Annotated in this window: 20 protein-coding genes and 2 pseudogenes; 9 read left to right on the top strand and 13 right to left on the bottom strand. The window is 60.9% G+C overall.

Translation table 11 applies throughout. The features are described 5' to 3' along the window. Positions 1–6 precede the first annotated feature (6 nt). From R6G97_RS06435 to R6G97_RS06425, 3 genes are all read right to left on the bottom strand, one after another. Positions 7–759 (bottom strand): SDR family NAD(P)-dependent oxidoreductase, encoded by a 753-nt coding sequence (locus R6G97_RS06435; RefSeq protein ID WP_182943238.1) that lies wholly within the window; start codon positions 757–759, stop codon positions 7–9. Beyond that, entirely contained in the window at positions 756–1,178 is a 423-nt protein-coding gene (locus tag R6G97_RS06430; RefSeq protein ID WP_182943236.1) for a nuclear transport factor 2 family protein, read from the bottom strand. The genes R6G97_RS06435 and R6G97_RS06430 overlap by 4 nt, the downstream gene beginning before the upstream one ends. 104 nt (positions 1,179–1,282) lie before the next feature. Next, positions 1,283–1,729: a PAS domain-containing protein gene (locus tag R6G97_RS06425; protein ID WP_043213914.1), complete on the bottom strand. Its 447-nt coding sequence runs from the start codon at positions 1,727–1,729 to the stop codon at positions 1,283–1,285. 154 nt (positions 1,730–1,883) lie between these two features. Here R6G97_RS06425 and R6G97_RS06420 point away from each other — a divergent pair, with 154 nt between their 5' ends. Then, positions 1,884–2,771, top strand: coding sequence for a MerR family transcriptional regulator (locus R6G97_RS06420; protein WP_102081660.1), 888 nt, complete (start codon positions 1,884–1,886; stop codon positions 2,769–2,771). 77 nt (positions 2,772–2,848) lie between these two features. Here the strand turns inward: R6G97_RS06420 and R6G97_RS06415 are convergent, their stop codons facing one another. After that, positions 2,849–3,802 carry a GlxA family transcriptional regulator gene (locus R6G97_RS06415; protein ID WP_197852865.1) on the bottom strand — a complete coding sequence of 318 codons (954 nt, stop codon included), beginning with the start codon at positions 3,800–3,802 and terminating at the stop codon, positions 2,849–2,851. Positions 3,803–3,907: 105 nt separating this feature from the next. On the opposite strand from R6G97_RS06415, the gene R6G97_RS06410 reads away from it, so the two are divergent. Both R6G97_RS06410 and R6G97_RS06405 read left to right on the top strand, forming a co-directional pair. After that, positions 3,908–4,699 (top strand): SDR family NAD(P)-dependent oxidoreductase, encoded by a 792-nt coding sequence (locus R6G97_RS06410; RefSeq protein WP_317847911.1) that lies wholly within the window; start codon positions 3,908–3,910, stop codon positions 4,697–4,699. Positions 4,700–5,037: 338 nt separating this feature from the next. Further along, positions 5,038–5,460 carry an organic hydroperoxide resistance protein gene (locus R6G97_RS06405; protein WP_317847910.1) on the top strand — a complete coding sequence of 141 codons (423 nt, stop codon included), beginning with the start codon at positions 5,038–5,040 and terminating at the stop codon, positions 5,458–5,460. Positions 5,461–5,596: 136 nt separating this feature from the next. Here R6G97_RS06405 and R6G97_RS06400 read toward each other — a convergent pair. The 3 genes and pseudogenes from R6G97_RS06400 to R6G97_RS06390 all read right to left on the bottom strand — a co-directional run. Continuing rightward, positions 5,597–5,932: pseudogene (locus R6G97_RS06400) on the bottom strand (DHA2 family efflux MFS transporter permease subunit); the annotation flags it as partial. Then, positions 5,830–6,123 (bottom strand): winged helix-turn-helix transcriptional regulator, encoded by a 294-nt coding sequence (locus R6G97_RS06395; RefSeq protein ID WP_317848146.1) that lies wholly within the window; start codon positions 6,121–6,123, stop codon positions 5,830–5,832. The gene R6G97_RS06395 and the pseudogene R6G97_RS06400, both read right to left, overlap by 103 nt. A gap of 202 nt (positions 6,124–6,325) precedes the next feature. After that, positions 6,326–7,156, bottom strand: coding sequence for an oxidoreductase (locus R6G97_RS06390; protein WP_317847909.1), 831 nt, complete (start codon positions 7,154–7,156; stop codon positions 6,326–6,328). Positions 7,157–7,284: 128 nt separating this feature from the next. Between R6G97_RS06390 and R6G97_RS06385 the strand changes: the two genes are divergently transcribed. Continuing rightward, a complete protein-coding gene (locus tag R6G97_RS06385; protein WP_043210492.1) occupies positions 7,285–8,214 on the top strand; it encodes a LysR family transcriptional regulator in 930 nt (309 codons plus the stop codon). A gap of 65 nt (positions 8,215–8,279) precedes the next feature. Here R6G97_RS06385 and R6G97_RS06380 read toward each other — a convergent pair whose 3' ends face one another. Beyond that, the gene (locus tag R6G97_RS06380) at positions 8,280–8,777 is read right to left on the bottom strand and encodes a helix-turn-helix domain-containing protein (protein ID WP_317848145.1); all 498 of its coding nucleotides are present in this window, start codon (positions 8,775–8,777) and stop codon (positions 8,280–8,282) included. A 210-nt stretch (positions 8,778–8,987) separates the two neighbouring features. Here R6G97_RS06380 and R6G97_RS06375 point away from each other — a divergent pair, with 210 nt between their 5' ends. From R6G97_RS06375 to R6G97_RS06360, 4 genes and pseudogenes are all read left to right on the top strand, one after another. After that, positions 8,988–9,614, top strand: a complete 627-nt coding sequence (locus tag R6G97_RS06375) for an isochorismatase family cysteine hydrolase (protein WP_090342828.1) — start codon at positions 8,988–8,990, stop codon at positions 9,612–9,614. Positions 9,615–9,626: 12 nt separating this feature from the next. After that, a complete protein-coding gene (locus R6G97_RS06370; RefSeq protein WP_232095244.1) occupies positions 9,627–10,844 on the top strand; it encodes an MFS transporter in 1,218 nt (405 codons plus the stop codon). Then, positions 10,845–10,976 (top strand): annotated as a pseudogene (locus R6G97_RS06365) (oxidoreductase); the annotation flags it as partial. 44 nt (positions 10,977–11,020) lie between these two features. After that, entirely contained in the window at positions 11,021–12,043 is a 1,023-nt protein-coding gene (locus tag R6G97_RS06360; protein ID WP_182819056.1) for a D-cysteine desulfhydrase family protein, read from the top strand. 114 nt (positions 12,044–12,157) lie between these two features. Here the strand turns inward: R6G97_RS06360 and R6G97_RS06355 are convergent, their stop codons facing one another. Further along, positions 12,158–13,057, bottom strand: a complete 900-nt coding sequence (locus R6G97_RS06355; RefSeq protein ID WP_269475580.1) for an efflux RND transporter permease subunit — start codon at positions 13,055–13,057, stop codon at positions 12,158–12,160. Between R6G97_RS06355 and R6G97_RS06350 the strand changes: the two genes are divergently transcribed. Next, complete coding sequence (locus R6G97_RS06350; RefSeq protein WP_317848144.1) at positions 12,952–13,791, top strand: amino acid permease; 840 nt, start codon at positions 12,952–12,954, stop codon at positions 13,789–13,791. The two genes, R6G97_RS06355 and R6G97_RS06350, sit on opposite strands and share 106 nt — an antisense overlap. A 67-nt stretch (positions 13,792–13,858) precedes the next feature. Here the strand turns inward: R6G97_RS06350 and R6G97_RS06345 are convergent, their stop codons facing one another. Genes R6G97_RS06345 through araD1 form a run of 4 tightly spaced genes read right to left on the bottom strand, consistent with a single transcriptional unit; the run spans position 13,859 to position 19,431 of the window. Then, positions 13,859–15,445: an aldehyde dehydrogenase (NADP(+)) gene (locus R6G97_RS06345; RefSeq protein WP_182819058.1), complete on the bottom strand. Its 1,587-nt coding sequence runs from the start codon at positions 15,443–15,445 to the stop codon at positions 13,859–13,861. A 30-nt stretch (positions 15,446–15,475) separates the two neighbouring features. Further along, on the bottom strand, positions 15,476–17,029 hold the full coding sequence (locus R6G97_RS06340; RefSeq protein ID WP_090342853.1) for a UxaA family hydrolase: 1,554 nt from the start codon (positions 17,027–17,029) through the stop codon (positions 15,476–15,478). 27 nt (positions 17,030–17,056) lie between these two features. After that, on the bottom strand, positions 17,057–18,376 hold the full coding sequence (locus tag R6G97_RS06335; RefSeq protein ID WP_182819059.1) for an MFS transporter: 1,320 nt from the start codon (positions 18,374–18,376) through the stop codon (positions 17,057–17,059). Between the two features lie 56 nt (positions 18,377–18,432). Further along, positions 18,433–19,431, bottom strand: a complete 999-nt coding sequence (araD1, locus tag R6G97_RS06330) for an AraD1 family protein (RefSeq protein ID WP_043210520.1) — start codon at positions 19,429–19,431, stop codon at positions 18,433–18,435. Between the last annotated feature and the right edge of the window lie 96 nt (positions 19,432–19,527).

Raw genomic sequence — 19,527 nt, 5'->3', positions numbered from 1 at the left:
GGCGTTTCATTCCTGTTCATGACGTGCCAGACGCCGGCCCAGCGCCAGACGGGCGCGTGGCGGGAGTCGACCCAGCACACGCAACACCCAGGTGAAAAGACCTGGGAAGTTGATCTCCAGCGGACGTCGGTGCAGGTGCCTGACGATGTGCCGTGCGGCGCGTTCGGCTGACCACAGCTGTGGCATGGGGAAGTCGTTACGACGGGTCAGAGGCGTGTCGATGAAGCCTGGGCTGACCAACGTGACATCGATGCCTTCGTGGGCCAGGTCGATGCGTTGAGACTCCACTAAATAACGCACGGCGGCCTTGGAGGCGCCATAGGCGCCTGCCCGGGGCAAAGCCAGCCAGGTAACCGAGCTGCCCACCACCACCAAATGAGGACGTTTGCCAGCGCGAAGCAAGGGCAGGGCAGCGGCCAGGCACTGGCTGACGCCCAGAAAGTTGGTGCGCATCACCCGCTCGACCATGGCCGGGTCGAAATGACCAGGTTCCAGGTACTCGCACGTGCCCGCATTGAGGATCACCAAATCCAGCGCTCCCCAGGCAGCCTTGATCTGCGCTGCGATCCGAGCGATCTGGATAGGGTCATCGACGTCGCCGACAGCCAGCAGAACCTGCCCGGGAAAATGCTCCACCAAAGGGGCAAGGCGTTGCTCGTGACGACCGCCTAGGGCAACGTGATGACCCTGCTCCAACAGGCATTGCGCAAGCGCAGCGCCCAGCCCGCTGCTTGCTCCGGTCAACCAGCAGCGGCTCATGCCAACCTGCCTTTGAGCCAGCGGATCGCGCAGCCCATGACCGGAAGATGCTCATAGAGCAGGGCACCGGCATCGAAGTAGTCCTGGTGAAAATGGACACGTTCACGCCATCGCAGGTAGCTGCATCCTTGCAAGCTGACCGGCCGGTTGCGGGCCAGTCGGGGGTGGCGAAACTGCAAGCTCCAGCGTAGGTAGCCTTCGCCGGGTGACACTTCATTAGCGCCGCAGAAGACATAGCGGATGTCGTGGGTGTTGGCATACAGCTGGGCGAAGTAGGCCCTCAGGGCCTCAAGCCCCTGAATTTCATGCAAGGGATCACGAAAGGTAATGTCGTCGGCGTACAGTTTTTCCAGCCCATGGAGACGACTGCCATCGAGTTGGGCGAAGCGCTCGGCGAACTGTTGCAGATAGGCTGACATGCTTGGCTCCAGAAAAACCTGTACAACCGCGATTTGTTGTACAGGTATAGCTGAAGCCTGCCATAAAAGCTATACAAAAAATGATAGCTGTACAGCTTTTTCGATCAGGACTTGGCCTCGCTCAATTGCCGGCGCAGGTCGGCGACTTCCGCTTCCAGCTCCCGGACCCGTTCCTCGGCGAAGACCTGGGCCGAGACGTCACGCTGGATGCCAATGTAATAGGTCAACTGGTCCGCTTCGTTGCGCACAGGCGTGATGGACAGTTCATTCCAGAACAGGCTGCCGTCCTTGCGGTAGTTGCGAAGGACCTGGCGGCAAGGCTGGCCTGCACGAATCGCCTCACGGATCGAGGCGACGCCGGGCTGGTCATGGTCCTGGCCCTGGAGGAATCGACAGTCCTGATAAAGGATGTCGTCCGCTCGATAGCCGGTCAGGCGCTCGAAAGCGGGGTTGGTATAGATGAGGATGCTGTCGTTGCCCTCTTGCTCGGCGACGACGATGCCATCGTTGGAGTTTTCGACCATCAGTTGCAGCAGTTTTGCATTGATCATTAGCCAGCCCACCCGAATCTTCATGTGCGGTAAGCGCAGCGTAGCTTCCGAGCGTAGAGCTACGGCACGATTCGCTGCATGATGACCTAAGGTTGCACGGCGCAGAAGGTCTGTATAGGTTTAGAGTAATCCACCGTTCAGATGACTGCTCGCAATGACTGAGTCCGTACCAACCGACCTACTGCCCATGCGCGATGTGGTCAGCCTGACTGGCATCAATCCGGTGACCTTGCGTGCCTGGGAACGTCGCCATGGACTGATCCGTCCGCAACGCACCGAGGGCGGCCATCGCCTGTACACGGCCAAGGACGTTCAGCGAATTCGCGACATCCAGCGCTGGACAGCCAATGGGCTGCCGATCAGCAAAGTCGGCGAAAGGCTCATCGGTGACCATCAGCCAGCCCCGGAGCCGAACAGCGTCTTCCAGCAGTGGCGCGATGCCGTGGCGCGAGCTGCACGGGCATTCGATGGACGGGCGCTGGAAGCCGTGCACGGTCAATTGTGGACTGTTCTGCCTAAGGTGACTGTGTTGCGCGAGGTGTTGTTGCCGGTCTGGCATGAACTGGCTTCAGGCGACGGCTTCGGCGAACGCAGCCAATGGCTGTATCTGGATAATTTCCTGCGCGCCCGCTTGTTGATGCGCCTTCAAATGAACCAGCCTGAGGTGCCGCCCGTATTACTGGCAGGTCTGCAGGAGCAAGCCGAGTTCGAGCTACTGTGCGCTGGCCGGTTGTTGAGCAGCGATCAACAGCGCGTCGAGGTGCTCGGCTGCGGCCAACCGTTTGAAGAGCTGCCTTTGTTGTGCGCAACGCTGCAGCCGGCTGCCTTGGTGGTTGTGGTGCAGGGAGTGATAAGCCCACAGCTGGCCAAGCGACTGCGTTGGTTGCATATGGAGATTGCCTGTCCACTGGCGCTCATGGGAGAGGAACTGGACGCTTCCAAGGCGCTTCTGCAGGGCACTCCGGTGGGCTTGCTGAATGCGCAACGACCCGATGTTGCCCAGACGCTCGGGGCGTTGATCAGAGGTGAGCTGGATCTGTAATCCGGTCTTGGGAGTTGCCTTGTCCTTCGGACCGGTTCTAACTGAAAGCTTGCTTGTGAATGCCAACAACCGAGTCCTCAAGAGGGCATCGGGCGACGGGCATCCCGGCGTATCGCTTGCGGTGGTATGCCGAAGCCCCGCAGGAACACCTCGCGCATATGACGACGGTCGCGAAAGCCGGTTTCCTGGGCGACCACGTCCAAGGGATGCCGGCTTTGCTCGATCATCAGGCGTGCCGCCTCCAGCCTTAGTCCCTCGATCGCCTTGGCTGGGGAGTGCCCGGTTTCGGCGCTGAAGACCCTGGAGAACTGACGTGGGCTCAGGTTCACCACCTCTGCCAGCTCCTCGACGCCCAGTGGGCGGTTCAGATGCTGGCGTGCATAGTCCAGCGCACGCTGGATCCGGTCGGACTTAGGGGCGAGGTGCAGCAGTTCGGAGTGTTGGGACTGTCCGCCGGAGCGGTACTGCTGCATCACCAGCTTGCGTGCCACCGACCGGGCGATATCTGCGCCGAGGTCCTTTTCCACCAGCCCGAGCGCCAGGTCGAGCCCTGCGGTCATGCCTGCCGACGTCCAGAGGGTACCATCGGCGATATAGATGCGGTCTTCCTCGACGCTGATATCCGGATAACGCCGTTGCATCTCGTGGGCGAATGCCCAGTGTGTCGTGGCTCTACGCCCTGACAGCAGCCCCGCCTCGGCGAGGATGAAAGCGCCAGTGCACAGGCCCACGGTGCGCCTGGCATGGGTGCTCGCCTGGCGAAGGAACTCCAGGGTCGCCGCCGAGGTGGGCACCTCCAAGGGGTTGGTGACTCCGACGATGATCCAGGTGTCGGTCAGGCGGGGCGTTTCGAGTGGCTGGGTATCGAGGGCCAAGCCCAGGGACGAACGCACCTTGCCGCCTTCGAGCGAGAAGTTCTCGACAGTGTAGAAGGTGTCTTGCGCGGCGATGTTGGCCAGTTCGAACGCGGCCTGGGTGGCCAGCGAAAGCACTTGGAACCCGTCTGCCAGCAAATAGCTGATGCGATGCATTGCCTACTCCCCAATGTCCGGAAACAGTACCTTATACGTCATTTGAGATACCGTCATCCCCCTGCATCCTGTTCTCCAGACCCACCCCAACCCTGGAGATGCATCATGACTCAGTCACATCCTGGTACCGCCCTCATCACCGGCGCCTCATCCGGTATCGGCGCCCTCTACGCCGAGCGTCTGGCCCATCGTGGCTATGACCTGATCCTGGTCGCGCGAAACCGCGAACGCCTGAATGCCTTGGCCAAGCGCCTGACTGACGAGACTGGCCGTTCCGTCGAAGTGGTGGCAGCCGACCTTGGCAACCCAGATGACCTGCGCCAAGTGGAATTGCTGCTGTGCACTGACGCCAGCATTACCTTGCTGGTGAACAATGCCGGAGTGGGGGCCACGCAGCCGCTTCTGGAGTCGGACGTCGACAAAATGCAAGACATGATCACGCTCAACGTGAACGTGTTGACGCGTTTGACCTATGCCGCGGTTCCAGGCTTGGTCGCGCGCCAGGGCACGCTCATCAATATCGCCTCCGTCGTGGCCCTTGCGCCTGAACGGCTCAACGGCGTGTATGGAGGCACCAAGGCGTTCGTGCTGGCATTCAGCCAATCCCTGCACCACGAGCTTGCGGACAAGCACGTTAGGGTTCAGGTGGTACTGCCTGGTGCGACGGCGACCGACTTTTGGGCGGCAGCAGGCACACCCCTGGATTACCTGCCGGGCGAGATCGTCATGAAGGCTGACGACATGGTGGACGCCGCGCTTGCCGGGCTGGACCAAGGAGAGTTCATCACGATCCCGTCCTTGCCCGACCTGGGTGACCTGGAACGTTACGAGGCGGCGCGGCAAGCGTTGATGCCGAATCTTTCGTTGAGGACTCCCGCGACACGCTACCGCAGCTGACGTTCGTCATGCCGTACGAGGTGAAGCGGCCCTCGCGAGGGCTGCCTCATTTTCGGAAACGTCCAGTCACAGAATCGTATCACTGTGTGTACAGCGCCGATGTCCGACGCTCTGGCATACAAATGCCGCCACCTTCGGATACATCGGCGATACAGGCGGGACGTGAAATGGCCCCACCTGGACGAGGCCTGCAGTTCCGCAAGCCCCCATCGCGGACAACGACAACCCATTTTCCGCACACCTGTGCAGCAAACTGAGCCAGGCCAAGCACTGATCGCAGCCAACGCCCTCCCTGTGTGCCTGGTCGGGGAGGGCAGCATGCCCTTTGGAGAACTACCATGCCCAATACCCTGACAACGATCCTCTACACCGCCCATACCCATACGACCGGTGGCCGCGATGGGCGCGGCCAATCTGTCGATGGCGAGCTCGACCTGCCGCTGAGCCCGCCAGGCTCCGGTCGCCCGGGCACCAACCCCGAGCAGCTGTTCGCCATCGGGTGGTCTGCCTGCTTCATTGGTGCCCTGCGCCGCGCGGGGCAGAAGTACAACATTCGCCTGCCTGACGATGTAGCAGTGGATGCCGATGTTTCCCTGGGCAATACCGCAGACGGCGGTTTCGCGCTGGCTGCCCAACTGACGGTGCGCTTGCCTGGCATGGCCGCCGAGGAAAAGGAGAAGCTGGTAGCTGAGGCGCATCAGATATGCCCGTACTCGAAAGCGACCCGCGGCAATATCGAAGTGGGTTTCGTGATGCTGTGATGGCGTTCAGATACACCCCAGCCCGCGTAACTGATTAGGTACGCGGGCTTCTTGTTGTATGGGCTGCGCTGCTGCGCATAGCGCAAAAACTGAAAGCCTGTACCCATAAAAGACGAAGAGGGCGCTTCGAGAGGGGTCAATGGGCGTCAGCCGACGGTTGTGCTGGGGGTTGTACCTTGCGCATCAACGGCACGAGCAGCGTGGCCAACGCGAAACACGCCATGATCATCAGGAAGGCGTCGGCATAGGTCAACGTTTGCGCTTCACGCCACGTCAGTGCCCAGAGCTGGCGCAGTGCAGTGTGGCTGGCGTCCAGGCTGTCCTGGCCGAGAGCCTGGGCGTTGCTGCTCCATTGCTCGAGCCAGGCATTCATTGTCTCGTTTTGAACGTTAAGGTGCTCGGCAAGGCGCAGGAAATGCAGGTTGGTGCGGTCGTTGAGCCCGGTGGCGCAGGCGGCGATAGCTTTGCGCCCCAGGCCATCAGCGTCAGGATCACAGGCCGCAAGTCACGCCCGGCCTCGGTGAGCAGGTACTCGAAGCGTGGCGGGTTGCTCTGGTAGGGTCGGTGCTCGAGCAAGCTGGCGGTGACCAGGTCGGTCAGCCGACGAGTAAGCGTGTTGGTGGCGATGCCCAGGCTGCGCTGGAACTCATCGAACCGACGCAAGCCATAGAGCGCGTCGCGCAGGACCAACAGGCTCTAGCCATCACCGATGTGTTCCAGCACTCGGGCTACAGGGCAGGGCATGGGTTGAAAGCTGGCTTTTTTCATGACGTTGACCTTGGGTTTCATGCTTGGATGAGCCCACTATCCGCCACAAAAAACCTGAGCCGGCGCGCCCGGTTCAGGTTTAGTGCCCCAACGAAGGTTACGAGGCAAAGTCAGTGGACAGGGACAGCGCTCGCCACCGTGCCAGCTCCTGCTCGACTGCGCTGTGCTTGGCCTCGATACGCGCGACGGCATCACTGCCCAAGGCCAGGCGCAACGGCGGATTGGCCGCGTTGGCCAAGGTCATCAGGGCTTCGGCCAGCTTTGCAGGGTTGCCCGGCTGGGCATGGTTGGCCGCTTCGGCATAATTGCGCATGACACCGACAGTGGAGGCGTAATCCGGCAGTTCTAGAGCCGTTTTCACCAGGGACTGCTCATCCAGGAAGTCGGTGCGGAAAAAGCCTGGTTCGACCACAGTCACCTTGATACCCAAGGGGGCCAGCTCCTGATGCATCGCTTCGCTGATGCCTTCGACGGCGAACTTGGTCGAGCCATACACGCCCCAGCCCATATAAGCCTGGTAGCCGCCAAGCGACGAGATGTTGATCACATGACCACTGCGCTGCCGGCGCATATGGGGCAATACCGCACGAGTGACATTCAGTACACCGAAGACGTTGGTGGCGAACAACCGCTCGGTTTCGCTGGCGCTGGTTTCTTCGACCGCGCCGAGCACGCCGAACCCGGCATTGTTGACCAGCACGTCGATTTGCCCAAAGCGCTCGATGCCAGCAGCGACCGCTGCGTAAGCCTCTTCTTCGCCGGTCACGTCCAGGCGCACGGCCAGCAGGTTCGGGTGCTGACCAAGACGGGCCTCGATGTCCTCCGGTTTACGTGCCGTTGCGATGACTGAATCGCCTGCCGCGAGGGCCTGCTGGACGATCAGGGTGCCGAAACCACGGGAAGCGCCGGTAATGAGCCAAGTACGCATGTCAACTCCTCCTGTATCCGACCCTGCACCGTGCGGGGCCTTCTCGATGAGTTGAGCGAACTTTAAGATTTTTGATTTACTGTGATAATCCCATGAATATCGCATGGGCATTTGAGTAATTTTCATCAATGAAGCCAGCCAGTACCGCCGATCTGTCGCTCTTCCTGTGCATTGCCCGCCATCTGAATTTCAGTCGTGCGGCAGTCGAATTGGGGCTTACACCTTCGGCCCTGAGCCATGCGCTGCGGGCCCTGGAAACCCGCCTGGATGTGCGGTTGTTCAACCGCACCACCCGCAGCGTCGCCCTTACCGAGGCCGGGGAGCGCCTTTACCAGCGGCTGCAACCGGCCTTCCGTGACATCGCCGACGCCTTGGAAGATCTCAATAATTTCCGCGACAAACCGTCTGGCAACCTGCGCATCACCGCCGGACGCGCCGCAGCGGAACTTGCGCTGCTGCCACTGGCCCAGCGTTTCCTGGTCGCGTACCCGGACGTACACCTCGAAATTCTCAGCGACGATGCCTTGGTGGATATGGTGGGTACCGGTTTCGATGCCGGTGTACGCCTGGGAGAGCGGTTACAGGCCGATATGGTCTCATTGCCCATTGGTCCTTATCTGCGCTCGGTGGTGGTCGGTTCGCCCGAGTTCTTCGAACGCCATTTCATTCCGCAACATCCACAAGACCTGAAAAAACTACCTTGTATCGGACACCGTTTTCCCAGTGGCGCACTTTACCGTTGGGAGTTCGAGCGGGGAGGTGTCCAACTGGAGGTCGACGTCCAAGGCCCGTTGATACTGGGTGATGTCAGCCTGATGCTGGCGCCTGCCTTGCAAGGTATCGGCCTGGCCTATGTGTTCGAGGACATGGTCAAGGAACATCTGGAGCGAGGCGATCTGCAGCAGGTTCTGGGCGACTGGTGCCACTACTATCCGGGGCTGCATTTGTATTACCCAAGCCGGCGGCAGGTGCCAGCAGCATTGAAAGCCTTCATCGAGTTCGCACGCGAATATAGCGCGAGCCCGGCCACTACAGCGTCGCCGACTGGATCGGGGTAGTGATCTATACCCAGTAGACGTTTGCAGCTTGCACCGCCGCTCCAGGAACGTCGTCTTAGCCTCAGCTACTTCCGCTTGAAGGCTTCTAGGCGAGACTCGCGTTCGGCAATGAAACGATCGCTGACCAGCGCTTCCAGGTCCTTGCGTTCCACAGCGTCGCCGCAGTGAGGACAAACGCTGGCCACACCCACATCATGGCCGCAGGCGCGGTGCACGAAATGCACGGCCAACCCCTCATCCGGGTTCTTGCACCACTTCTCACCCCAGGCGCGCAGCGCGTAAATCACAGGATAGAAGTCCCAGCCCTTGTCGGTCAGATGATATTCGTAGCGCAGCGGCTTCTCGCTGTAGGGCCGGCGTTCGACCAGGCCATTCGCCTCCAGCGCTTTGAGCCGCGAAGTCAGCATCTGGGGCGTAGCGGTGGTCTGGATCTGCATTTCCTCGAAGCGTGTCGCGCCCATGTACAGCTCACGCAGGACCAAAATGGTCCATTTGTCACCCACCAATTCCATCGAGCGTGCCACCGGGCACACCGTATCGCTTGTCAAGTCCAGCCTCGGCATCACGCTGTTTTCTCCGTAGAAACTATTGTTTTCATAGTAACGCAGCCAGGTTAAGCATGTCGCATGGATTAACGCTCAAAGCCTCATCCCCGTTGACACTATGATTATCATAGTTAATATGAAGCCTATGCGGCTTGCGCTGTCGCAGCGCGGCATTTGTCGGTATAGCAAACGTCCTAGATCGCTTCTCCTTTCATCTGGAGCACTATCATGACCCATCCTGTGTATGCCTCGGAGCGGACCGCTCTGCTGCTGGTCGATCCCTACAACGACTTCCTGTCCGATGGCGGCAAGCTTTATTCCATGCTCAGAAGCGTCGCGGATGAAGTTCGACTGCTCGACAACCTGCGCACGACCGTTGCCGCCGCGCGAGCACAAGCAATTCAGGTGTACTACGTACCTCATCGGCGCTGGCAGCCCGGCGACTACACCCGCTGGGATCACCCCAATCCCACCCAACGCCTGATCCAGGAACGTCACACCTTTGCCAAGGGGTCCTGGGGCGGCGAATGGCATCCTGACTTCGTGCCACGGGAGGGCGACATCATCATCCAGGAACACTGGGGACAAAGCGGGTTCGCCAATACCGACCTCGACTTCCAGCTCAAGCAGCGAGGCATCACACACGTGATCGTCGTCGGCCTGCTGGCGAACACCTGCATCGAATCGACCGCACGCTTCGCCATGGAGTTGGGTTATCACGTCACGCTGGTACGCGATGCGACAGCCGCCTTCAGCAAGGAAATGATGCACGCGGCGCACGAGCTGAACGGGCCGACGTTTGCGCACAGCATCGTCGACACCCGTGGGCTCGTGCAGACTTTGCAGCAGCAGTGAAGGGGCTGCGTCATGTCTGCCTCTTGCGCATCGCCAATGGGAGTTTCCAGCCGCCTTGTCACGCTTATGGCCCTGTGCTGCGCGCTGGCGGTCTCGACTATCTACTACCACCAGCCGCTTCTGCCCCAGATGGCCGCGTCCTTTGGCCTGGCGCCGACACAGGCCGGCCTGATCGCCACGCTGACGCAGCTTGGCTATGCGCTAGGCCTGCTGTTCATCGTGCCGCTCGCCGATTGTCGACAACCACGCCAACTCGCGCTGCTGGCCATCGCGGGGAATGCCGTTGCCTTACTTCTTTGCGCTGTAGCGCCGACTTTCACAATGCTGTGCGTGAGCAGCTTTCTTGTCGGCGTGACAGCGATCACTGCGCAGCTCATCATCCCCTGTCTGTCGGGGTTGGCCACTCCAGCTGAGCGAGGTCGCATCGTCGGGAGCCTGCTCAGCGGCCTCTCGGCAGGTCTTTTACTGGCGCGCATGCTCGGAGGCTTCGCCGGCGCACATGCCGGGTGGAAAGCCGTGTTCGTTCTGGCCTCGCTCAGCGATGTCCTGTTGCTGGTCATCGTTGCCAAGCGCCTGCCCGCCACCAGCAGCCTGCAGACGATAAGCTACGGGCAGCTCCTGGGTTCGTTAGGCAGCCTGGTCAAACAGGAAGGCGTGCTGCGTTACTGCGCGGCGAGCGGCCTGCTGATGTTCGCCGCATTCAGTGCACTGTGGGCTTCGCTTGCCGCGCTATTGGCACAACCTCCATACGGACTCGACTCCGCCACCATTGGTCTGTTTGGGCTGGTCGCGCTGCTGGGCATCGTCGCGTCACCTCATATTGGCGCGCTGACCGATCGCGTGGGCGCACGCACCATGGTCCTCGCCGGCGCAATGACCCTCGTCCTGGGTTTCGCCTGCATTGCAGCGAGCGGGCGAGATCTTGGCTGGCTGATCCTCGGCATGGTGCTGCTCGACATGGGCAATCGTGCAGGGCTGGTTGCCAACCAGGCACGCGTATTCACTCTGAGGAGCGAGGCCAGAAGCCGACTCAATACCCTATTCATGGGGTCGTATTTTCTGGGGGGAGCGATCGGCGCCGCATTGGGGAATTATGGCGTGCACCGGGCCGGCTGGATCGGCCTTGCCGCTGTTGGCATCCTGCTGTCCACTGCGGCCGCAGTGATCAATGCGCTTGCACCCCGTGAGTCGAGCGCTACGATCGGCGAGGGACCGAGAGCTATCCGATGACAATTGCCAGTCGGCAGTGTCACCGTTGCGGTGTCTCACAGTACGTTGAATTACAAAGATGCGCTTTGCATCTCAAGCCGCAGTCCGATCGCCCGGCACTTTCCCAGGTTTCCGGGGATTGATTTTGTGGGGGCTGGATCGCTATCAAAGTGAAATACCAACCGGAGCACATATCAATGAGGGATGCTCAAAAGGATGTACTGGACGCTTTCGAGAAAGTGGCGCTCATCGAGGCGGCCACTCCGATTCAGCGGCTACAAAAGCTTGAACTGCGACTGGGTATCAAGCGAGTCAATCTTTACATCAAACGTGACGATCACATGGCATTCGCCGGGGGTGGCAACAAGCTTCGCAAGCTTGAGTTCCTGTTAGGTGAGGCGATTGCACAAGGATGCGACACAATCGTCACGACTGGCGGACTCCAATCCAACCACGCACGACTTACTGCCGCTGCTGCTGCGCGATTCGGCTTGGACTGCGAACTGGTCCTCGGCAGGGTGGTGCCGCGGCATGATGCAGAATACGAAAGCAACGGCAACGTGCTGCTTGATCAGATCTATGGCGCCAAGCTCCATGTACTTCCGCTAGGGGAGAAGGCAGCCGAATTCGCAGATAAAAGAATCCAGCTGCTCAAAGAACAGGGCAAAAAACCCTACCTGATCCCTATGGGGGGATCGTCACCTCTTGGCGCGCTGGGTTACGCCAAATGCAGTGACGAGATAATGCAGTATGAACGGGATAACGACATCCGCTTCGAGAAGGTTCTTCTGCCTAACGGCAGCTCGGGAACTCATGCGGGTCTAGCCGCAGGTTTCGTCACGCGTGGACGCTCCCCGACGATCATTCGATCCTATACAGTGTTGGGAGACCAAGAACAGGCGGTGCAGCAAACCTTGAAGCTCGCTAACGACGCGCTGGCATTGGTCGGGTCCTCAGAGATCGCGCCCAATCAAATCGATGTAGATGGGAATCACCGGGGAGAAGGCTATGGGATTCCGACGGCTGAGGCTCTTGAGGCAATTGCATCCCTGGCTCAGGCCGAAGGTATCTTGCTTGATCCGGTTTACTCTGCAAAAGCCTTTGCCGGCATGCTTCATGACATAGCGGCGGGAGATTTCATCGAGGGGGCTAACCTACTGTTCCTGTTCACAGGCGGCGGACCAGGTGTTTATGCCTATCGCAGCGCATTCGACTTCTAAAAAACCAGACTCCACAGGGAATCTGCTCATCACCGGAATGTGCCGGTGATGAGCATTCTGTCAATCAATGGCCTGCGCTCTGACTACCGTCGACGTGCAGGATCTCGCCGGCGCTCACACACCTTGGTGTGTATCCAGAGGCGCCTGTTGCACGCTCAGCTTTTCCCACTCAGGCTCGTTGCTGGCGTTGGCCCCGCGATTGGCACGCAACACCAGAGCGCAGAGTGCCGGTAGATAAAGCAGCGTCAGCACCGTGCCCACCTGAATTCCACCGATCAGTACAAACGCCAGGGACGACCAGAACACCGAGAAGGTCAGTGGGATGAAGGCCAGCGCGGCGGCCAGTGCAGTGAGCAGCACCGGCCGGGCGCGGCGCACCGTGGCTTCGATGATTGCCTCGTGCAGGGGGCGGCCGTGGGCCTGCTCCTGCTCGATCTGGTCGGTGAAGATCAGGGTGTTGCGCATCAGGATGCCGCCGATGCCGATCAGCGCCAGGATGGCATTGAAACCGAAGGGCTGATCGAACAGAAGGAGCACAGGAACCGCCCCGATCAAGCCCAGCGGTGCGGTGGCGAACACCATGAACATCAGGGCGAAGGAGCGCACCTGGAACATGATCACGACCAGCGTCAGCATGATCATCACCGGGAACAGGACTGCCAGAGCCTTGTTGGCCTTGGCGCTTTCTTCCACCGGACCGCCGATAGTCACCCGATAGCCAGCCGGCAGTTGGGCGATCATCGGCTGCAGATCAGCGTACACGGCCTTTCCTACGTCCGGCGGCTGCGTGCCTTTGAGGATGTCGGCTCGTACCTCGAAGGTCAGGTCGCGGTCGCGGCGTTTAAGGATCGGTTCCTCCATCACCGGCTGGAAGCGCCCCACCTGCTCCAGCGGAATCGAAACGCCGAATTCGCCATGACAGATCAGCCGTTCCAAAGCCTGGCGCGCAGCCCGCTTGCATTGCTTCCAGTTCCAGGGGACTGCGGCAGACGCCCAGAATATCCGGCGCTGCATCACATTTCATCATCCGATGTGCGGATGACCCTTCCAAGAGTGTCGCTGCTATGACCCGCTCGGTGATCTTCAGGGTGATCGCGTTCTACGTCATCTCTATTCTGTTGATCGTCTGTATCGCGCCTTGGGGCAGTATCGAGGCTGGGCATTCACCCTTCGTCGCCGCCATGGAGGTCATGCACGTACCGGGTGCGACGGCGATCATGGAAGCCGTGGTTCTGGTCGCCGTGCTGTCGGCGCTGAATTCCGGGTTGTATGTGTCCTCGCGCATTCTGTTCGGCCTCAGCGAGCGTGGCGATGCGCCGGCTGCACTGTCGCAACTGATCGGGCACCGGGTACCACGCATGGCGGTACTGCTGAGCAGTATGATTGGCTACATTGCCATCGCCGCAGCGATCGCATCACCGCAAGGTGTTTTCCTTTTCTTGGTGAACGCCTCGGGCGCCATCATGTTGTTTGTCTACCTGGCCATCGCGATCGCTCAAGTGCGACTGCGCCGTCAACTGGAGCGCGAAGCGCCACAGCGCCTGACGCTACGCATGTGGCTGTTCCCCGGTTTTTCCTACGCGGTTATCGCAGCCATCGTCGGGGTGCTGGTGGCTATGGCGTTCCAGGAAGGGCTGCGCACGCAACTGCTAGCTAGCCTGATCAGCCTGGCGGTGGTTTGGGCGGCACATCTGTTGGTGCGCAAGCGCCAGTTGCACGCAGGGCAACGTGGGACGCGCGCTGCATAATCGCGCCGTCGGATCGAAACCCCGCCAACTGGCGGGGTTTTTTCATGATGGCTCCTGAAAGCGCAGGCTAAACTGCCACCGCTTCCCGACTATATTCCCCATCGATCAGTCGCAAAAGGCCCAATGGGTTGGCATTTTGCAGCGCAGGGGGCAGGAGGTCATCGGGGTAGTTTTGGAAGCACACTGGCCGCAGGAAGCGATCGATGGCCAAGGTCCCTACAGAGGTACCGCGGGCATCAGAAGTGGCGGGGTAGGGGCCGCCGTGTACCATGGCGTCGCAGACTTCCACACCGGTTGGATAGCCATTGAGCAGCAGTCGGCCGACTTTTTCCTGCAACAGATCGCTCAACCAGCCATAGGCCAGCAGCTCGGACGGTTCGCCGAGGAGGGTCGCGGTCAGTTGGCCACGCAGGGCCTTGATAGCATCGGCCAGCTGAGCCTGGTCTTCGATTTCGATCAGCAAGGTCGCGGGGCCGAAAACCTCCTCCTGCAACAGCTCATCACCTTCAAGCAGCAGGCTGACGTCAGCTGTGAACAGCTGTGGCGAGGCTTGTTGCATCCCTTGCGACGCGCCGGCCAAGTGTTGGATGCCTGGGTGGGCGTGTAGGTGCTCCAAGCCTTGACGGTAGCTGGCCAGGGTACCGACATTGAGCATGGTCTGCGCCGGTTGGTCGGCCATCCGGGCTTTGAGCTGCTCGACGAAAGCGCTGAATGCAGGGGAGCGCAGGCCGAGGATAAGGCCTGGATTGGTGCAAAACTGCCCACATCCCAGAGTGACCGAGGCGCTCAGCTCGCGTGCGATCGCCTCGCCGCGTACGCGCAACGCCTCGGGCAGAACGATCACCGGGTTGATGCTGGACATTTCGGCGAAAACCGGGATTGGCTGCGGCCGCTCGGCGGCCATCCGGCACAAGGCGTTGCCGCCCTTGAGCGAGCCAGTGAAGCCGACCGCCTGAATCGCCGGATGTTTCACCAGCCATTCACCGACGCCGCCTCCATAGACCATATTGAACACGCCCGCTGGCATCGAGGTGCGCTCAGCAGCACGCAGAATGGCATCGGCCACCCACTCGGCGGTGGCCATGTGGCCGCTGTGGGCCTTGAACACCACCGGACAACCAGCGGCCAGCGCCGAGGCAGTGTCGCCGCCGGCGGTGGAGAACGCCAATGGGAAGTTGCTGGCGCCGAACACCGCGACCGGGCCAATGCCGATGCGGTATTGGCGCAGGTCCGGGCGAGCTGCAGGCTGGCGTTGGGGTAGCGCACGGTCGATGCGGGCGCCATAAAAGTCGCCACGGCGCAAGACCTTGGCGAACAGGCGCATTTGCATGCTGGTACGACCACGCTCACCCAAGATGCGACCGTTGGGCAGCGCTGTTTCGCGGCACACCGTGGCGATGAAGTCTTCCCCCAGGGCGTCGAGTTCATCGGCAATGGTCTCCAGGAAGTCCGCACGTTTCCAAGCGGGCAGGCTGCGATAGGCCGGGAAGGCGGCCGCAGCGGCCTTGGCAGCGGCGTCCACCTCCATTTCGGTGGCCTGGCTGAACAGGCCTGGCAAGGGTTCGCCAGTAGTGGCGTCCAGGCTCTCGAGCTGGATGTTGCCTTGGGCCGAGCGTTGGCCGCCGATGTAGTTGTGACCGAGGATCCGGGTCATGAAAGGCTCCTGTAAGCGTAAACAAGGAAATCAGGTGATAGCGCCGATCTGCCACGGCACGAACTCGTTCTGGCCATAGCCGTGCTGCTCGCTTTTGCTGCGCTCGCCTGAGGCAATGCGCAGCATCAGTCGATAGATGTGTTCGCCACGCTCCTCGATGGTCATGCTGCCGTCAGCGATGCCGCCGCAGTTCACATCCATGTCTTCTTCCTGGGTTTCCCACAGACGCGTGTTGGTGGCCAACTTGATCGAGGGGGAGGGCGCGCAGCCGTAGGCCGAGCCGCGCCCGGTGGTGAAGGCGATCAGGTTGGCACCACCTGCGACCTGGCCGGTGGCGGAGATCGGGTCGTAGCCGGGGGTGTCCATGAACACCAGGCCATGGGCGCGTACCGGCTCGGCATATTCATAGACATCCACCAGGTCACTGGAACCGGCCTTGGCCACAGCACCGAGGGACTTTTCCAAGATGGTGGTCAGGCCGCCGGCCTTGTTGCCGGCCGAAGGGTTGTTGTTCAACTCGGCGCCCATGCGCTGGCAATAGGCTTCCCACCACCGGATGCGGGCGATCAGTTTTTCGCCGACCTGCTGGCTCACCGCGCGGCGCGTTAGCAAATGCTCGGCGCCATAGATTTCCGGAGTTTCCGAGAGGATCGCAGTGCCGCCAGCGGCCACCAGGCGATCCACGGCATTGCCCAGTGCCGGGTTGGCGGTGATGCCCGAATAGCCATCCGAGCCACCGCATTGCAGCCCTACAGTGAGATGGCGAACGCTGACAGGTTGACGCTCGACGCGGTTGGCTTCCTCGAGCAGCGACTTCACCTGGGCGATACCGCTGGCGATGGTCTTGGATGTGCCTCCGGTACCCTGGATGGTGAAGGTGCGCAGCGCATTGCAACTCTTGAGGCCTTGGGCAGCGAGCAAGTCAGGAATCTGGTTGGTCTCGCAGCCAAGACCGATCAGCAGCACTGCAGAGAAGTTGGCATGTACGGCATATCCGCCCAGGGTCCGACGCAGCATCGCCAACGCTTCACCACCGGGGTCGACGGCACAGCCGACACCATGGGTCAGGGCGACCACGCCATCGACATTGGGGTAGGGCGCCAGAGCTTCGGGATGGATGTCACGGCGGAAATGATCAGCGATCGCTCGGGCTACCGTGGCCGAGCAGTTAACCGAGGTCAGGATGCCGATGTAATTGCGCGTAGCAACCCGGCCATCCGGGCGCACGATTCCCATGAAAGTGTCTTCTACGGGGGCTTGCACGCCCCGAGCATCGATACCGAAGGCATAGTCACGGGCGAAGTCGCCCATCGCCAGGTTGTGCACATGCACATGTTCTCCAGCTTCGATGGCCTGGCTGGCGAAGCCGATGATCTGCCCGTAACGGCGCAGGGGCTGGCCGGCTTCGAGATCGCGAGCGGCCACCTTGTGGCCGGCGGGGATCGGTTCGCGCACCCGCACGCCTTCTTCCAGTTGCAAGTCTTTGGGCAGCGCCTGGCGGGCGATCAGCACGTCGTCCAGCGGGTTGAGTCGAATCACGGCATTGGCAGCACTTTCACTGCCCGTCTTTGTAATCAATTGCATGACATTTACCTCAAGGGGACGCGGCACTCAGGCCAGGCCGCGTTCGCGATAGTCGATCAGCCCCGAGAACAGCATCAGGCCGAACGCCATGACCACGAAGAAGATCAGGGCCAGGAAGTAAGAACCGGTGAACTGCACGATCAGGCCGATCAGGATCGGCACCAGAACACCGACCATGTTGCCGCAGAAGTTCATGCTGCCGCCCAGCACGCCCGCCTTGGACTTGCCGCCAAGGATCGCCGGCAGGCACCAGTACATGCCGCACCAGCGAATGAAGAACAGCGCGACGCAGAGCAGGGCGATGACCTTCACGGCATCCGGGGTATAGGCGACCAGCAGGATGCACAAGGCAGCCACGGCAGCAGAACCTGCGAACATGCTGCGCATCACGGTGTTCGGCTGGCCACCGTTGGTTTTCCATTTGTCGGCGATCCAGCCGCCGACCAACTCGCCGACGAAGCCGCACATGAAAATCAGGAAAGTCGCGCCGCCCATGGCCTTGATGTCGAGGTTGTGAGCCTTGTGCAGGTAGCTCGGCATCCAGGTCAGCAAACCGTAGAACACGCTGTTGTAGCAGGCATAGCCGGCAAACATGCACAGCACCGACCGGCTCTTGAGCAGTTCCTTGAGCACGGCCTTGCGGTTGCCGTTGTGCTTGCTTGCAGCTTCATTGGCCTGGGTGATGTAAGACAACTCGGCGGTGTTGACCTGCGGGTGTTCGCTTGGATGGTTGCGGATGTACCACCAGGCCCAGACACCCACGACGATGGTGCCGACACCCGCGATGATGAATGCGATGCGCCACGAGTCGAACCAGGTGATCAGGCCTGCGATGATGATCGCCCCCAGCGCGGTGCCCAACGGTGCGCCGCCATCAACCAAGGTCGCACCACGGCCGCGTTCGTTCGGGGTCAACCAAGCACCATTGAGCTTGGCGCCTGCCGGCATGATCGGCGACTCGGCAACGCCCAGGCCGACACGGGTGATCAGCAGGGTGATCCAGTGGTGGGCAAAGCCGCCTAGCGCCTGGAAGGCCCCCCAGCCGACCGTGGCCACGCCGATGATGTTGCGCACCTGGAAGCGGTCCAGCAGCATGCCGCTGGGAATCTGCATCAGAGCGTAGGACCAGAAGAAAGCGCTGAGTATCAGGCCCTCCAGCGCCGGGGTAAGTTCGAATTCGGCCGAAATCAACGGCAACGCTACCGACAGCGAGGCGCGGTCGATGTAGTTGATGGCAGCGAGCAACAGGAGAATCAGGAAGATCCGCCAGCGTACGTTGGTCGGGCGGGCAGTGTCGGCACTCGCCAGGGACGACGAGGGTGACGCCGTGTAAGGGCTATTCTTCATGCTCATCTCTCTCTTATGGTTCTTATGAAATGCCGGCGCAGCTAAGCGCCGCTGAATCAGAGCGCCGTCACCTGTCCAGGTGCGAAGGTCGCTGGCGACAGGGCAATGCCGTTGCGCAGCGGGGCACCGAATTCCGGCAGGCTGATTTCGAATACGTCACCGACAGCTGTCCTGACGTGGTCGGCGAACGACAAGGTCGCGGTGCCGAAGAAGTGAATGTGCACATCGCCAGGGCGCAGGAACTGCGCATACTTGAAGTGGTGGTACTCCAGGTTTTCCAGGGAGTGACACATGTTGTCCTCGCCACTGAGGAACGCCTTTTCCCAGATCACGCTGTTGCCCCGAAGGATTCGGCTGACACCATCCAAGTGGCGCGGCAACTCGCCTATCCGCAGTTCCGGGCCGAACGAGCAGTTGCGCAGTTTGGAGTGAGCCAGGTACAGGTAGTTGCGCCGCTCCATCACATGATCGGAAAACTCGTTGCCGATGGCGAAGCCCAGTCGATAGGGGCGGCCATCGTCGCCGATGACATAAAGCCCGGCGAGCTCCGGCTCCTCACCTGCATCCTCGGCAAAGGCCGGGCTCTGGAACGCTTGGCCTGGACGGACCACTATCGAACCGTCGCCCTTGTAAAACCATTCCGGCTGCACGCCAGCAGTCCCAGGGGTAGGGCGCCCCCCTTCGATGCCCCACTGGAAAATGCGCGCCGTGTCGGTCAGAGCAGCGGCATCGTCGATTTTCTGCTGATGCATCTTGTCACGCGTCGAGGCGCTGCCCAGGTGGGTCAGGCCTGTTCCGCTGACCAGGCAATGGGCGGGATCTTCGTGGTCCAGCGGTGGCAGTACGCGACACTCCGCCAGCATCTGGGCGTAGCACTCATCGCTGTGCTCAAGGCCTCGCGCAATAACTTCGTCGCCCAGGCTGCGCCGGTTGCGGATGGCCGCCAGGGCCAGTTCGCGCATGTGTGTGGTATTGCGTACGACCTGAATTACGTCGCCTTCGACCACCCCGACACGGCGCTGGGCATGGCCAGTTTCAAATTGGATCAGACGCATGCTGACTCCTGTTGTTCTTGTGGGATCAATTGCTGGCCACTTTATTTCTCCCGGTTGATGCTGCCTAATGAGAGCTGCTGACACCGCGATAACTTT

It is taken from the genome of Pseudomonas sp. HTZ2 (genome assembly GCF_033173945.1).
Taxonomy (GTDB): Bacteria; Pseudomonadota; Gammaproteobacteria; order Pseudomonadales; family Pseudomonadaceae; genus Aquipseudomonas; species Aquipseudomonas guariconensis.
Note: the sequence above shows the minus strand (reverse complement) of the source record. Positions and strands in the feature narration are given on the sequence as shown.